This window comes from Streptomyces zaehneri (genome assembly GCF_032248645.1).
In the GTDB taxonomy this organism is placed as follows: domain Bacteria; phylum Actinomycetota; class Actinomycetes; order Streptomycetales; family Streptomycetaceae; genus Streptomyces; species Streptomyces coriariae.
Genome location: NZ_JASTTJ010000009.1, coordinates 1 through 13,130 on the forward strand (window position 1 = coordinate 1; position 13,130 = coordinate 13,130).

The 13,130-nt window shown below is 72.7% G+C and carries 10 protein-coding genes and 3 pseudogenes; 9 read left to right on the top strand and 4 right to left on the bottom strand.

The window, feature by feature from the left end:
* A pseudogene (locus QQM72_RS16620) lies at positions 1-106 on the top strand (IS5/IS1182 family transposase); the annotation flags it as partial.
* A gap of 15 nt (positions 107-121) precedes the next feature.
* Here QQM72_RS16620 and paaN read toward each other — a convergent pair.
* Entirely contained in the window at positions 122-1,831 is a 1,710-nt protein-coding gene (gene paaN, locus QQM72_RS16625) for a phenylacetic acid degradation protein PaaN (RefSeq protein WP_314221658.1), read from the bottom strand.
* Between the two features lie 159 nt (positions 1,832-1,990).
* On the opposite strand from paaN, the gene QQM72_RS16630 reads away from it, so the two are divergent.
* Positions 1,991-3,514 carry a 3-hydroxyacyl-CoA dehydrogenase gene (locus QQM72_RS16630; RefSeq protein ID WP_314221659.1) on the top strand — a complete coding sequence of 508 codons (1,524 nt, stop codon included), beginning with the start codon at positions 1,991-1,993 and terminating at the stop codon, positions 3,512-3,514.
* Complete coding sequence (locus QQM72_RS16635) at positions 3,511-4,101, top strand: TetR/AcrR family transcriptional regulator (RefSeq protein ID WP_314221660.1); 591 nt, start codon at positions 3,511-3,513, stop codon at positions 4,099-4,101. Before QQM72_RS16630 ends, QQM72_RS16635 begins: the two co-directional genes overlap by 4 nt.
* A 3-nt stretch (positions 4,102-4,104) precedes the next feature.
* On the opposite strand, the gene QQM72_RS16640 is transcribed toward QQM72_RS16635, so the two are convergent.
* A complete protein-coding gene (locus QQM72_RS16640) occupies positions 4,105-4,680 on the bottom strand; it encodes an Lrp/AsnC family transcriptional regulator (RefSeq protein ID WP_314221661.1) in 576 nt (191 codons plus the stop codon).
* A 175-nt stretch (positions 4,681-4,855) separates the two neighbouring features.
* Here QQM72_RS16640 and pdhA point away from each other — a divergent pair, with 175 nt between their 5' ends.
* The 5 genes from pdhA (at position 4,856) to QQM72_RS16665 (ending at position 10,768) form a co-directional block, all read left to right on the top strand.
* Entirely contained in the window at positions 4,856-6,001 is a 1,146-nt protein-coding gene (gene pdhA, locus QQM72_RS16645; RefSeq protein WP_314221662.1) for a pyruvate dehydrogenase (acetyl-transferring) E1 component subunit alpha, read from the top strand.
* Positions 5,998-7,002, top strand: a complete 1,005-nt coding sequence (locus QQM72_RS16650) for an alpha-ketoacid dehydrogenase subunit beta (RefSeq protein WP_314221663.1) — start codon at positions 5,998-6,000, stop codon at positions 7,000-7,002. Before pdhA ends, QQM72_RS16650 begins: the two co-directional genes overlap by 4 nt.
* Positions 7,002-8,333, top strand: coding sequence for a dihydrolipoamide acetyltransferase family protein (locus QQM72_RS16655; RefSeq protein ID WP_314221664.1), 1,332 nt, complete (start codon positions 7,002-7,004; stop codon positions 8,331-8,333). The genes QQM72_RS16650 and QQM72_RS16655 overlap by 1 nt, the downstream gene beginning before the upstream one ends.
* 81 nt (positions 8,334-8,414) lie before the next feature.
* The gene (locus tag QQM72_RS16660) at positions 8,415-9,335 is read left to right on the top strand and encodes an NTP transferase domain-containing protein (protein ID WP_314221665.1); all 921 of its coding nucleotides are present in this window, start codon (positions 8,415-8,417) and stop codon (positions 9,333-9,335) included.
* Positions 9,332-10,768: a molybdopterin molybdotransferase MoeA gene (locus QQM72_RS16665; protein ID WP_314221666.1), complete on the top strand. Its 1,437-nt coding sequence runs from the start codon at positions 9,332-9,334 to the stop codon at positions 10,766-10,768. Before QQM72_RS16660 ends, QQM72_RS16665 begins: the two co-directional genes overlap by 4 nt.
* 90 nt (positions 10,769-10,858) lie before the next feature.
* On the opposite strand, the gene QQM72_RS16670 is transcribed toward QQM72_RS16665, so the two are convergent.
* A complete protein-coding gene (locus QQM72_RS16670; protein WP_314221667.1) occupies positions 10,859-11,977 on the bottom strand; it encodes a potassium channel family protein in 1,119 nt (372 codons plus the stop codon).
* A 112-nt stretch (positions 11,978-12,089) separates the two neighbouring features.
* On the opposite strand from QQM72_RS16670, the pseudogene QQM72_RS16675 reads away from it, so the two are divergent.
* Positions 12,090-12,797 (top strand): annotated as a pseudogene (locus QQM72_RS16675) (potassium channel family protein); the annotation flags it as partial.
* A 47-nt stretch (positions 12,798-12,844) separates the two neighbouring features.
* Here the strand turns inward: QQM72_RS16675 and QQM72_RS16680 are convergent.
* Positions 12,845-13,000: pseudogene (locus QQM72_RS16680) on the bottom strand (daunorubicin/doxorubicin resistance ABC transporter ATP-binding protein DrrA); the annotation flags it as partial.
* Positions 13,001-13,130 lie beyond the last annotated feature (130 nt).

The window sequence follows — 13,130 nt, forward strand, 5'->3', positions numbered from 1 at the left end:
CCGGCTCAAGAACTCCCGTGCCGTCGCAACCCGTTACGACAAGAGGGCCTACGTCTTCCATGGCACCGTCACCGCAGCAGCGATCCGCTTATGGCTCCGATCATGATCCGTCGGACACTCCCTAGGCGTCCCGGCGGACCTCCACCACCCGGAAGCGGTTGGCGACGAACGCGCCGTCGGTGAGGGCCGCGTTGGCCGCCGGGTTGCCGCCCGAGCCGTGGAAGTCGGAGAACGCGGCCGTCTGGTTGACGTAGACCCCGCCGGTGAGGTTGAGGGACAGCTGGGCGGCCTCCTCCAGGCAGACCTCCTCGATCGCCCGCTCGACCTCCGCGTCGGTGGTGTACGCGCCGACCGTCATCGCGCCCTTCTCGCGCACCGTGCGCCGCAGCAGGGCGACCGCGTCGGCCGCGGAGTCGACGGCGACGGCGAAGGAGACCGGGCCGAAGCACTCGCCCATGTAGGCGGCCTCGTCGTCCGCGCCGTCCCAGTACTTCCGGGCCCCGTCGAGCTTGACGAGCACCGGGGTGCGCACGATCGCGTCCGGGAACTCCGGGTTGCTCACCTCGCGGGAGGCGAGGGCGACCTCGCCGAGGCCCGCGGCGGCCTCCAGGCGGGCTTTGACGTCCGGGTTGACGATCGCGCCGAGCAGCGCGTTCGCGCGGGCGTCGTCGCCGAGGAGGCCGTCGACCGAGCGGGCGAGGTCGGCGACGACCTCGTCGAAGGTCTTCGCGCCCTCGTCGGTGCGGATGCCGTCGCGGGGGATCAGCAGATTCTGCGGGGTCGTGCACATCTGGCCGCTGTACAGGGAGAGCGAGAACGCCAGGTTGGCGAGCATGCCCTTGTAGTTGGCGGTGGACTCCACGATCACCGTGTTGACGCCGGCCTTCTCGGTGTAGACCTGCGCCTGGCGGGCGTTGGCCTCCAGCCAGTCGCCGAAGGCGGTCGAGCCGGTGTAGTCGACGATCCGGATCTCGGGGCGGGTGGCCAGGGTCTTGGCGATGCCCTCGCCGGGGCGCTCGGCGGCCAGCGCGACCAGGTTCGGGTCGAAGCCGGCCTCGGCGAGCACCTCGCGGGCGACGCCCACGGTCAGCGCGAGCGGAAGCACCGCGCGCGGGTGGGGCTTGACCAGGACCGCGTTGCCCGTGGCCAGGGAGGCGAAGAGGCCCGGGTAGCCGTTCCACGTCGGGAAGGTGTTGCAGCCGATGAGCAGGGCGATCCCGCGCGGGACCGGGGTGAAGTGCTTGGTCATCGCGAGTGGGTCGCGCTTGCCCTGGGGCTTGCTCCACTCCGCCGTGCCGGGCGTGCGGACCTGCTCCGCGTACGCGTACGCCACCGCTTCCAGGCCGCGGTCCTGTGCGTGCGGGCCGCCCGCCTGGAAGGCCATCATGAAGGCCTGGCCGGAGGTGTGCATGACCGCGTGGGCGAACTCGTGCGTCCGGTCGCTGATCCGCTTGAGGATCTCCAGGCAGACCACCGCGCGCAGTTCCGCGCCCGCGTCCCGCCAGGCGCCCTGTCCGGCCCGCATGGCGGGCAGCAGCGTGTCCACGTCCGCGTGCGGGTAGGTCACGCCCAGTTCGACGCCGTACGGCGACACCTCGCCGCCCACCCAGTCGTCGGTGCCGGGCTGGCCGAGGTCGAGGCGGGTGTGCAGAACGGCGTCGAACGCGGCCTTGCCTGCCGCGGCGTCCAGGCTGCCGTTCTCCCCGTAGGCCTTGGGGTGTTCCGGGTGCGGGGACCAGTACGCGCGGGTGCGGATCGCTTCCAGGGCCTGGTCGAGGGTGGGCCGGTGCTGGGCGATCAGAGCGTGCGCGGTCGGTTCGGCGGCGGCCATGCGGGACCAACTCCTCGTCTTGAGAACTCTCCGTCGAGCTCATGACCTGGCGGAAACCTGGGCAGGAACAGCCAGTCAGGGTTAGAGTAACCGAACGATCGGTCGGGACAAGGGGGCCTGCCGCATCTGTGGAAAACCCCGTGCGGGAGGATCGCGCACATGACAGCTCTCGACCTCAGCAGCCCCGTGGCCGTCGTCGGCACCGGCACCATGGGCCAGGGCATCGCCCAGGTCGCGCTCGTCGCCGGTCACCCCGTGTGGCTGTACGACGCCGTGCCCGGCCGTGCCCGCGAGGCGGCCGCCGCGATCGGCACCCGTCTGGACCGGCTCGTCGAGAAGGACCGCCTCGCCGCCGGCGACCGGGACGAGGCACGGGCCCGCCTGCGGCCCGCGGAGAGCCTCACCGACCTCGCCGACTGCTCCCTGGTCGTCGAGGCCGTCGTGGAGCTCCTGGAGGCCAAGCAGGAGCTGTTCCGGCAGCTGGAGGACGTCGTCGGCGAGGACTGTCTGCTCGCGACGAACACCTCGTCCCTGTCGGTGACCGCCGTCGGGGGCGCCCTGCGCAACCCGGGCCGCCTGGTGGGCCTGCACTTCTTCAACCCCGCCCCGCTGCTGCCGCTGGTCGAGGTCGTCTCCGGGTACGCCACCGACGTCACGTCGGCCACCCGCGCGTACGAGACCGCCCGTTCCTGGGGCAAGACGCCGGTCGCCTGCGCCGACACCCCCGGCTTCATCGTCAACCGCATCGCGCGGCCCTTCTACGCCGAGGCGTTCGCCGTCTACGAGGCGCAGGGCGCCGACCCGGCCACCATCGACGCGATCCTGCGTGAGTCGGGCGGGTTCAAGATGGGCGCCTTCGAGCTGACCGACCTGATCGGACAGGACGTCAACGAGTCGGTCACGCACTCCGTGTGGCGGTCCTTCTTCCAGGACGTGCGCTTCACGCCCTCGCTCGCCCAGCGGCGTCTGGTCGAGTCGGGCCGCCTCGGCCGCAAGACCGGCCAGGGCTGGTACGACTACTCCGCCGGTACCGGGGCCCCTGAGGCGGCCGAACCGCACACCGCGGAGAAGGCCCAGCCGCCCGCGTACGTCGTCGCCGAGGGCAATCTGGGCCCCGCCTCCGAACTGCTCGCGCTGATCCGCGAGGCGGGCATCCAGGTCCGCGAGGAGGAGGAGGACCACGGCACCCGCCTGGTGCTGCCCGGCGACGGCCAACTCGCCCTCGCCGACGGCCAGACGTCCGTGGAGTTCCGGGACGTCGTCTACTTCGACCTCGCCCTGGACTACCGCAAGGCCACCCGTATCGCCCTGTCCGCCTCCCAGGACACCTCCACGCAGACGATGTCCGAGGCGATCGGCCTGTTCCAGGCGCTCGGCAAGGACGTCAGCGTCATCGGCGACGTCCCGGGCATGATCGTCGCCCGTACGGTCGCGCGGATCGTCGACCTCGCGCACGACGCCGTGGCCAAGGGCGTGGCCACCGAGGAGGACATCGACACCGCGATGCGGCTGGGCGTCAACTACCCCCTCGGCCCCTTCGAGTGGAGCCGCAGGCTGGGCCGCACCTGGGCCTGCTCCCTCCTGGACGACCTGCACGAGCGCGACCCCTCCGGCCGCTACGCGCCGTCCCTCGCGCTGTACCGCCACTCCTATGCCACCGAGAAGCGGGAGGGCGCCTCGTGACCACCGCCAAGCGCGACACGTACACCCCGGAGACCCTGCTCTCCGTCGCCGTCCAGGTCTTCATCGAGCGCGGTTACGACGGCACCTCGATGGAGCACCTCTCCAAGGCGGCCGGCATCTCCAAGTCGTCGATCTACCACCATGTCGCCGGCAAGGAGGAACTGCTGCGGCGGGCCGTCAGCCGGGCCCTGGACGGCCTCTTCGGGATCCTCGAGGAGGAGCACGCGCGCGTGGGGGACCCCTCGGAGCGCCTGGAGTACGTCGTGCGGCGCATGGTCGAGGTGCTCATCGGCGAACTGCCGTACGTGACACTGCTGCTGCGCGTGCGCGGCAACACCGACACCGAGCGGTGGGCCCTGGAGCGGCGCCGCGACTTCGACCACCGGGTCGCCGACCTGCTGAGGGCGGCCGCCGCCGACGGGGACATACGCGGTGACATGGAGGTACGGCTCGCCACCCGGCTGGTCTTCGGGATGATCAACTCGATCGTCGAGTGGTACCGGCCGGGCGGTCGGGGGATGGTCGAGAGCGAGGTCGCCGACGCGGTGGTGCGGCTGGTCTTCGAGGGGCTGCGCACGGCCCCGTAGGGCTCACCCCTGCGGCTCCAGGTCCTCCTCCTCGAACACCAGCAGCGTGCGCGTGCTGAGCACCTCGGGGATCAGCTGGAGCCGGGTGAGCACCACCTCGCGCAGCGCCCTGTTGTCCGGGGTGTGCACCAGGAGCAGGACGTCGAAATCGCCTCCCACGAGGGCGATGTGGGAGGCGCCGGGCAGCAGCCGCAGCTGCTCGCGCACCGTCCGCCAGGAGTTCTGCACGATCTTCAGCGTGATGTAGGCGCTCGTGCCCTGCCCGGCGCGCTCGTGGTCGACACGGGCGCCGAAGCCGCGGATGACGCCGTCCTCGATGAGCCGGTTGATCCGCGCGTAGGCGTTGGCGCGCGAGACGTGGACCCGCTCGGCGACCGACCGTATCGAGGCGCGGCCGTCCGCCTGGAGTATCTGCAGGATGTCCTGATCGATGGCGTCCAGGGGGCGCGGCGGCGGCAGCGGGGCGCCGCCCGGTGACGGGGCGCTGCTCGGCGACAGGACACCGGTCGGCGGCGGAGGGTTGCCCGGAGGCGGCACGGTGCCGTTCTCCGGCCCTTCGGCCATTTGTTCAGGTGCCATGTCCCCCTGCCTCCCTGTCATGGACGTAGTGCACCCATCTCAGGTTGTGGAGAACCGTTTGTCCACAGCCTGAGGGGCCCTGTAGCCAAAATGTGCCGACGACCGAACAATCGGTAGGTGAGGCGCATCACAACCGACGCGTCTCCCGTAGCCACTCCTACGAGGAGGTGCCGTCATGACGGTCATGGAGCAGCGGGGCGCCTACCGGCCGACTCCGCCGCCGGCCTGGCAGCCCCGTACCGACCCCGCGCCGCTGCTGCCCGACGCGGAGCCGTACCGCGTCCTCGGCACCGACGCGGCCGCGCAGGCCGACCCGGAGCTGCTGCGCCGGCTGTACGCCCAGCTGGTGCGCGGCCGCCGTTACAACGTCCAGGCCACCGCCCTCACCAAGCAGGGCAGACTCGCCGTCTACCCCTCCAGCACGGGCCAGGAGGCCTGCGAGGTCGCCGCCGCGCTCGCTCTCCAGGAGCGGGACTGGCTCTTCCCCAGCTACCGCGACACCCTCGCCGTCGTCGCACGCGGCGTGGACCCCGTCGAGGCCCTCACCCTGCTGCGCGGCGACTGGCACACCGGCTACGACCCCTACGAGCACCGGGTGGCGCCGCTGTCCACGCCGCTCGCCACCCAGCTCCCACACGCCGTGGGTCTCGCGCACGCCGCCCGCCTCAAGGGCGACGACGTGGTCGCGCTCGCCATGGTCGGCGACGGCGGCACCAGCGAGGGCGACTTCCACGAGGCGCTGAACTTCGCCGCCGTCTGGCAGGCCCCGGTCGTCTTCCTCGTGCAGAACAACGGCTTCGCGATCTCCGTACCGCTCGCCAAGCAGACCGCCGCTCCCTCGCTGGCCCACAAGGCCGTCGGATACGGCATGCCGGGGCGCCTGGTCGACGGCAACGACGCGGCCGCCGTGCACGAGGTGCTGACCGACGCCGTGCGGCGCGCGCGTGAGGGCGGCGGTCCCACCCTCGTGGAGGCGGTGACCTACCGCATCGAGGCGCACACCAACGCCGACGACGCCACCCGCTACCGCGGCGACGCCGAGGTCGAGACCTGGCGCGAACACGACCCGATCCAGCTGCTGGAGCGCGAACTCACCGCGCGCGGGCTGCTCGACGAGGACGCGAAGCAGTCCGCGCGGGAGGCCGCCGAGGCGATGGCCGCCGACCTGCGCGCCCGTATGAACCAGGACGCGGTCCTCGACCCCATGGACCTGTTCGCCCACGTGTACGCCGAACCCACCCCCCAACTGCGCGAGCAGCGGGACCTGCTGCGGGCGGAGCTCGAGGCGGAGCACGCCGACCAGGAGGGTACGCACCGATGACCACCGTCGCCCTCAAGCCCGCCACCATGGCGCAGGCCCTCACCCGCGCGCTCCGGGACGCGATGGCCGCCGACCCGACCGTGCACGTCCTGGGCGAGGACGTGGGCACCCTCGGCGGCGTCTTCCGGGTCACCGACGGGCTCGCCGCGGAGTTCGGCGAGGACCGCTGCACGGACACCCCGCTCGCCGAGGCCGGCATCCTCGGCACGGCCGTCGGCATGGCGATGTACGGACTGCGGCCGGTCGTGGAGATGCAGTTCGACGCCTTCGCCTACCCGGCGTTCGAGCAGCTCATCAGCCATGTCGCCCGGATGCGCAACCGCACCCGCGGCCGTATGCCCCTGCCGATCACCGTCCGGGTGCCCTACGGCGGTGGCATCGGGGGCGTCGAGCACCACAGTGACTCCTCCGAGGCGTACTACATGGCGACCCCGGGCCTCCATGTCGTCACGCCGGCCACGGTCGCCGACGCCTACGGTCTGCTGCGCGCCGCCATCGCCTCCGACGACCCGGTCGTCGTCCTCGAACCCAAGCGTCTGTACTGGTCCAAGGACTCCTGGAACCCGGAGGAACCGCAGAGTGTCGAGCCGATCGGCCGCGCGGTGGTGCGGCGTCCGGGCCGGAGCGCCACGCTGATCACCTACGGTCCTTCGGTGCCGGTCTGCCTCGAAGCCGCCGAAGCGGCGCGCGCCGAGGGCTGGGACCTCGAGGTCGTCGACCTGCGCTCGCTGGTGCCCTTCGACGACGAGACGGTCTGCGCCTCGGTGCGGCGGACCGGCCGCGCGGTCGTCGTGCACGAGTCGGGCTCCTTCGGCGGCCCGGGCGGCGAGATCGCGGCCCGCGTCACGGAGCGCTGCTTCCACCACCTGGAGGCACCGGTGCTGCGCGTCGCCGGGTTCGACCTTCCGTACCCGCCGCCGATGCTGGAGCGCCACCACCTGCCCGGCGTCGACCGGATCCTGGACACCGTGGCGCGGTTGCAGTGGGAGGCGGACAACTGATGGCACAGGTGCTGGAGTTCAAGCTCCCCGACCTCGGGGAGGGACTCACCGAGGCGGAGATCGTCCGCTGGCTGGTCCAGGTGGGCGACGTCGTCGCCGTCGACCAGCCGGTCGTCGAGGTCGAGACGGCCAAGGCGATGGTCGAGGTGCCCTGCCCCTACGGCGGTGTGGTCACCGCGCGTTTCGGCGAGGAGGGCACCGAACTGCCCGTCGGCGCCCCGCTGATCACGGTCGCGGTCGGTGCGCCGGCCTCCGGCGGCCCGGAGGTCCTCGCCAAGGATGCCGAGGGGTCGGGCAACGTGCTCGTCGGCTACGGCACCTCGGAGGCACCCGCGCGCAGGCGCCGGATCCGGTCGGCCCGACCGCAACCAGCCGCTTCCGTGACCGTCGCCGCCCCCACCGCGGCTGTCCCGGTTGCCCCGGCTGCCCCGGCTGTCGCGGACGGAAAGCCCGACGGCCCCGTCCCCGTGATCTCCCCCCTGGTGCGCAGACTCGCCCGGGAGAACAACCTGGACCTGCGGGAGCTCACGGGCTCCGGGCCCGAGGGGCTGATCCTGCGGGCGGACGTGGAGAACGCGCTGCGGGGGGCCGCCCCGCGGGACCAGACGGCACAGCTGTCGCCCGCGTCCTCCGCGCCCGCCGGAAGCCGCCGCGTCCCGCTCAAGGGCGTGCGGGGTGCCGTCGCAGACAAGCTCTCGCGCAGCCGCCGCGAGATCCCCGACGCCACCTGCTGGGTGGACGCCGACGCGACGGAGCTGATGCGGGCCCGGGCAGCCATGAACGCGTCCGGCGGGCCGAAGATCTCCCTCCTCGCGCTGCTCGCCCGTATCTGCACCGCGGCGCTGGCCCGCTTCCCGGAGCTGAACTCCACCGTGGACCTGGCGGCCCGGGAGGTCGTCCAGTTCGACCATGTCCACCTCGGCTTCGCCGCGCAGACCGAGCGGGGACTCGTCGTGCCCGTCGTCCGCGACGCGCAGGCCCGGGACGCCGAGGGACTCACCGCGGAGTTCGCCCGGCTCACCGAGCTGTCCCGGGACGGCCGCCTCACCCCCGCCGACCTGACCGGCGGCACCTTCACCCTGAACAACTACGGGGTGTTCGGAGTCGACGGCTCCACGCCGATCATCAACCACCCCGAGGCGGCGATGCTCGGCGTCGGCCGGATCATCCCCAAGCCGTGGGTGCACGAGGGCGAGCTGGCGGTGCGCCAGGTCGTCCAGCTCTCGCTCACCTTCGACCACCGGGTGTGCGACGGCGGAACGGCGGGAGGCTTCCTGCGCTACGTGGCGGACTGCGTGGAGCAGCCGGCGGTGCTGTTGCGCACCCTGTGATTGCGGGCGCGCCCCGGCGATTCGCGTGTTTCCCGTGATCCGGCGGGCCCGCATCCCCGGGGTGGCCCGCATACTCGGGGGGTGACCTCGAACGAGCCCGCCGCCCACGACGCCGTCGTGCTCGCCGGTGGCGGCGCCCGCCGGCTCGGCGGCGCCGACAAGCCCGGCGTGCGGGTGGGCGGGCGCGCGCTGCTCGACCGGGTGCTCGGCGCCTGCGCCGACGCGCGCACCACCGTCGTCGTCGCCGATCCCCGCCCCACCGCGCGACCCGTGCGCTGGGCGCGCGAGGACCCGCCCGGCGCGGGGCCCGTCGCCGCGCTCGACGCCGGGCTGCGCCACACCGCGGCGGACGACGTCCTCGTCCTCTCCGCCGACCTGCCCTTCCTCGCGGCGGACACCGTACGGCGACTGCTGACCGCCCTGCGCGCCGGCGCGGCCGAGGGTGTGCTGCTCACCGACGTCGACGGCCGTGACCAGCCTCTCGTCGCCGCGTACCGCACGGCCGCCCTGCGCCGCGAACTGGCGGTGCTCACCGCCGGCGAAGGCGGCCTCACCGGACTGCCGCTGCGCCGGTTGACCGCCGGACTCGACCTCACCCGCGTCCCCGACCCGGTCGCGTCGTTCGACTGCGACACCTGGGACGACATCGCCGCCGCCAGAGCACGTATCAGGGAGCATGACCACGTGTTGGATGAATGGATTTCCGCAGTCAAGGACGAGCTGGGCATCGACCTCGACGTCGACACCGGCGCCCTCCTCGATCTGGCCCGCGACGCCGCCCACGGTGTGGCCAGGCCCGCGGCCCCGCTGACCACTTTCCTGGTCGGCTATGCGGCAGCTCAGGCCCAGGGAGGCCCCGAAGCCGTAGCCGAGGCGGCCCGCAAGGCCGCCGCGCTCGCGCTGCGCTGGGCGGAGGAGGCCGAGCAGGAGAAGGCCGAGCAGGAGAAAGCAGAGCAAGGGAAGGCCGACAAGCCCGGCGGCTCCGGACCGGACGCCGGATGACCGCCCGCGGTACCCGGCAGGGCCTCGACGCCGAGGACCTCGACGTCGAGGAGGCACTCGCCCTGGTGAAGGACGGCAACGGCACCGCCCGCCCGCCCGGCGGCCACAGGCCCGCACAGCGCGGGGGCAGCGGCGACGGTACGCCGCCCTCCTCTTCCCCCTCCTCCCCGGCCCGGAGCCCGGAGACCGGTCACCGGGCCGACGCCGGCGAGCACCGCCACCGGGCGACGTCCTGGCCCGAGGCCCGGACGATCGCCGCCCGTGCCGCCCGTGCCGCCCGCTCCGGTGCCGCCCGCCTCGCCCCCGTCTCCGTGACCCTCGACGATGCCCTCGGCCTCGTTCTCGCGGCTCCGCTGACGGCCCTCACCGACCTGCCCTCCTTCGACACCTCGGCGATGGACGGCTGGGCTGTCGCGGGTCCCGGCCCCTGGCACGTACGGGAGGAGGGCGTGCTGGCCGGCAGCTCGGCTCCCGCGCCCCTGGCCGACGGCGAGGCCGTACGGATCGCCACCGGCGCCCGGATCCCCCCGGACACCACCGCGGTACTGCGCAGCGAGCACGGCCGGACCGACGACAACGGCCGGCTGCACCCGACCCGCGAGATGCAGCACGGCCAGGACATCCGCCCCCGGGGCCAGGAATGCCGCAGCGGGGATCAGCTGCTGCGGGCCGGGGCGGTGGTGACCCCGGCCGTCCTCGGCCTCGCCGCGGCCGCCGGGTACGACACCCTGGCCGCCGTCCCCAGACCCCGGGTCGAGGTGCTCGTCCTGGGCGACGAACTGCTCACCGAGGGCCGCCCGCACGACGGCCTCATTCGGGACGCGCTCGGTCCGATGCTGCCCCCGTGGCTGCGGTCGCTGGGCGCCGAGGTCACCTCCGTACGCCGGCTCGGCGACGACGCGAGGGCCCTGCACAAGGCCATCACCGCATCCGGCGCCGATCTCATCGTCACCACCGGGGGCACCGCCTCGGGGCCCGTCGACCACGTGCACCCCACCCTGCGCCGGCTCGACGCCGAACTCCTCGTCGACGGCGTCAAGGTGCGCCCCGGTCACCCGATGCTGCTGGCCCGCCTCAAGGAGGACCAGCACCTCGTCGGCCTGCCCGGCAACCCTCTCGCGGCCGTCTCCGGCCTGCTCACGCTCGCCGAGCCGCTGCTGCGCGCCCTCGCCGCCCGGCCGGCTCCCGAGCCGTACGCGCTGCCGGTGCGGCAATCCGTGCACGGGCACCCGCACGACACCCGGCTCATCCCGGTCGTCCTGCGACGTGACCACGCCGTGCCGTTGCACTACAACGGCCCGGCGATGCTGCGGGGTATCGCGGCGGCCGACGCCCTCGCTGTCGTGCCGCCGGGCGGTGCACGCGCGGGTCAGGAGACGGAGCTTCTCGACCTGCCGTGGGCGACGGCCGGGATCGACGCCTGTTTCACGTGAAACAGGCCTGGTCCACCCGTGTTTCACGTGAAACGGTCTCGGCTTGCTCCGACTCGCCTCCGCTCGCTCCGGGTTTCACGTGAAACATCGTCATGCCTGCTCAGGCGCCGGTACGGCGCGGCTGACCGTGATCACGCGGTCTCCCAGTTGGAGCCGAGAGAGCCGGGAATCGGCGTAGTCCAGCAGTTCCTTGCCCCGGACGACGGCCACGACCAGGTCGGCGCAGCTGCGGGGCGCCGCGCCGACCTCCGCCTTGCTGACCGGCCGCTCGATGAGGTCCAGGCCACTGCCGAGGGTCATCAGGTTCTCCAGGGTCCTGGCCACGGTCGGGCTGACCATCGAGACGCCGAGCAGCCGGCCGGCGGAGCTGGAGCTGGTGATCACGGTGTCCGCGCCGCTCTGCTTGAGCAGCGGCACGTTCTCGTCCTCACGGGCGGCCACCACGATCGTCGCGCGCCGGTTCAGCTGCCGGGCGGTGAGGGTGACCAGGGCGGCCGTGTCGTCGCGTTGCGGGGCGACGATCACCCGGGAGGCGGTCTGGACCTCGGCCTTGAGGAGCGTCTCCGAGCGGGTGGCGTCCCCGGTCACCGACACCAGTCCGTCGTCGCCGGCGGCGAGCGCGGACTTGCGCTGGGCGTCCACGATGACGATCCGGTCCTTGGCGATGCCCTGCCCGACGAGGGTCTCCACCGCGTGGCGGCCCTTCGTGCCGTATCCGACGACCACGACGTGATTGCTGGTGCGCACCCGCCAGCGGTGGACGCGGACCTGCTGACGGGTGCGCTCGGTGAGGACTTCCAGGGTGGTGCCGACCAGGATGATCAGGAACAGCACGCGCAGTGGCGTGATGACGAGGATGTTGACGAGCCGGGCTGTTTCACTGACCGGGGTGATGTCGCCGTAGCCGGTGGTGGAGAGTGTGACGGTGGCGTAGTAGGCGGCGTCGAGGAGGCTGACGGAGCCGTCCGAGTTGTCGTTGTAGCCGTCGCGGTCGACGTAGACGATCAGCGTGGTGACGGCCAGTACCAGCAGGCCCATGGCGAGGCGCCGGAGTACCTGCAGGAGCGGAGGGACGGCGATGCGCATGGGCATCGTGATGGAACGGCCCGCCTCGGCGTCGTCGCGGGCTTCGGTGCGTGAGCGGTACCAGAGGGACCTGAAGAGGGAGAGTCTGGCCGGGCCGGCCGGCTGTCGTTCGTGGTCCTTCATCGTGTGCCCCCTGTGACGGTGATCCGATCGGTGGGCACCATGGTTCCCGGCGGGCGCCTGCCCGTCATGAAGCAACACGTGTCCATGAGTCCACAGATATCCATGATCCCGGAGGTCCCCCTTGCGCGACCACACTGTCGTCGTCGGCTTCGGCACGAAGGGACGGTCCGCGATCCGGACGGCCTGTACGGCGGGCCTGCGCAAGGAGCAGGTCGTGGTGATCGATCCCAGTGCGAAGGTGATCGACGCGGCGACGGCCGAGGGCTACGAGGGCGTGGTCGGGGACGCCACCCGCAGTGACGTGCTACGGCGGGCCGAGGTGCAGCGGGCGGGACGGATCGTCATCGCGACCCAGCGGGACGACACGGCCGTCCTGGTGGCGCTGACGGCCCGCCAGCTCAACCCCAGGGCGAAGATCGTGGCGGCGGTCCGCGAGGAGGAGAACGCCCCGCTGCTGAAGCAGTCGGGCGCCGACGAGGTCATCACCAGCGCCGGTGCGGCCGGCCGGCTCCTCGGCCTGTCCGTGCTCAGTCCGGCGGCGGGCCGGGTCATGGAGGACCTCATCCAGCAGGGTGACGGGCTCGACCTAGTCGAACGGCCCGTCACCAAGGCCGAGACGGGCCGCGGACCGCGTGAGACGGACGACCTGGTGGTGAGTGTCGTCCGGGGGCACCGCGTCCTCGACTACGACGATCCGGCGATCGGCATGCTGGAACCGACGGACCGGGTGGTCACGATCGTGCGGATGGGCCCGGACCGTTCCCGGGCCCCCCTGGGGACCCCCGGCATGCCCGGGGTCCCGCCGCTCCCGCCGGCCTGAGGCACATGCTCTCGGGCGCCGCCCGAAGGTGCTGCTCGCGGTTGCAGCCGCAGCAGCGTGGCGAGCATCTTCACGGTGGTCGTCCTGTCGGCGCCGTTCGGACCGATGACGCCGTAGACCGTGCCGGTGGGGACGGCGAGATCGACGCCGTCCACGGTCCTGGTCTCGCCGAACGTCTTGACCAGGTCCGCGGTCTCGATCACCGGGCCGCCGGAGGGTGGTGCGGGAGAACCGTAGGGGTTCCTGCCGCGTACTCGGGCTGCGCACGGGGAGACCTGTGCCCGCCCGAACGCATCGGTGATCGCAGCTCGTCCCTTTTTCCCGCTCCCTCCG

Excerpts from the sequence above, each read along its gene's own strand:
- paaN (WP_314221658.1), bottom strand. The coding sequence starts at position 1,831 with ATGGCCGCCGCCGAACCGACCGCGCACGCTCTGATCGCCCAGCACCGG.
- pdhA (WP_314221662.1), top strand. The coding sequence starts at position 4,856 with ATGACGGTCATGGAGCAGCGGGGCGCCTACCGGCCGACTCCGCCGCCG.
- QQM72_RS16640 (WP_314221661.1), bottom strand. The coding sequence starts at position 4,680 with ATGGCACCTGAACAAATGGCCGAAGGGCCGGAGAACGGCACCGTGCCG.
- QQM72_RS16665 (WP_314221666.1), top strand. The coding sequence starts at position 9,332 with ATGACCGCCCGCGGTACCCGGCAGGGCCTCGACGCCGAGGACCTCGAC.
- QQM72_RS16650 (WP_314221663.1), top strand. The coding sequence starts at position 5,998 with ATGACCACCGTCGCCCTCAAGCCCGCCACCATGGCGCAGGCCCTCACC.
- QQM72_RS16655 (WP_314221664.1), top strand. The coding sequence starts at position 7,002 with ATGGCACAGGTGCTGGAGTTCAAGCTCCCCGACCTCGGGGAGGGACTC.
- QQM72_RS16670 (WP_314221667.1), bottom strand. The coding sequence starts at position 11,977 with ATGAAGGACCACGAACGACAGCCGGCCGGCCCGGCCAGACTCTCCCTC.
- QQM72_RS16630 (WP_314221659.1), top strand. The coding sequence starts at position 1,991 with ATGACAGCTCTCGACCTCAGCAGCCCCGTGGCCGTCGTCGGCACCGGC.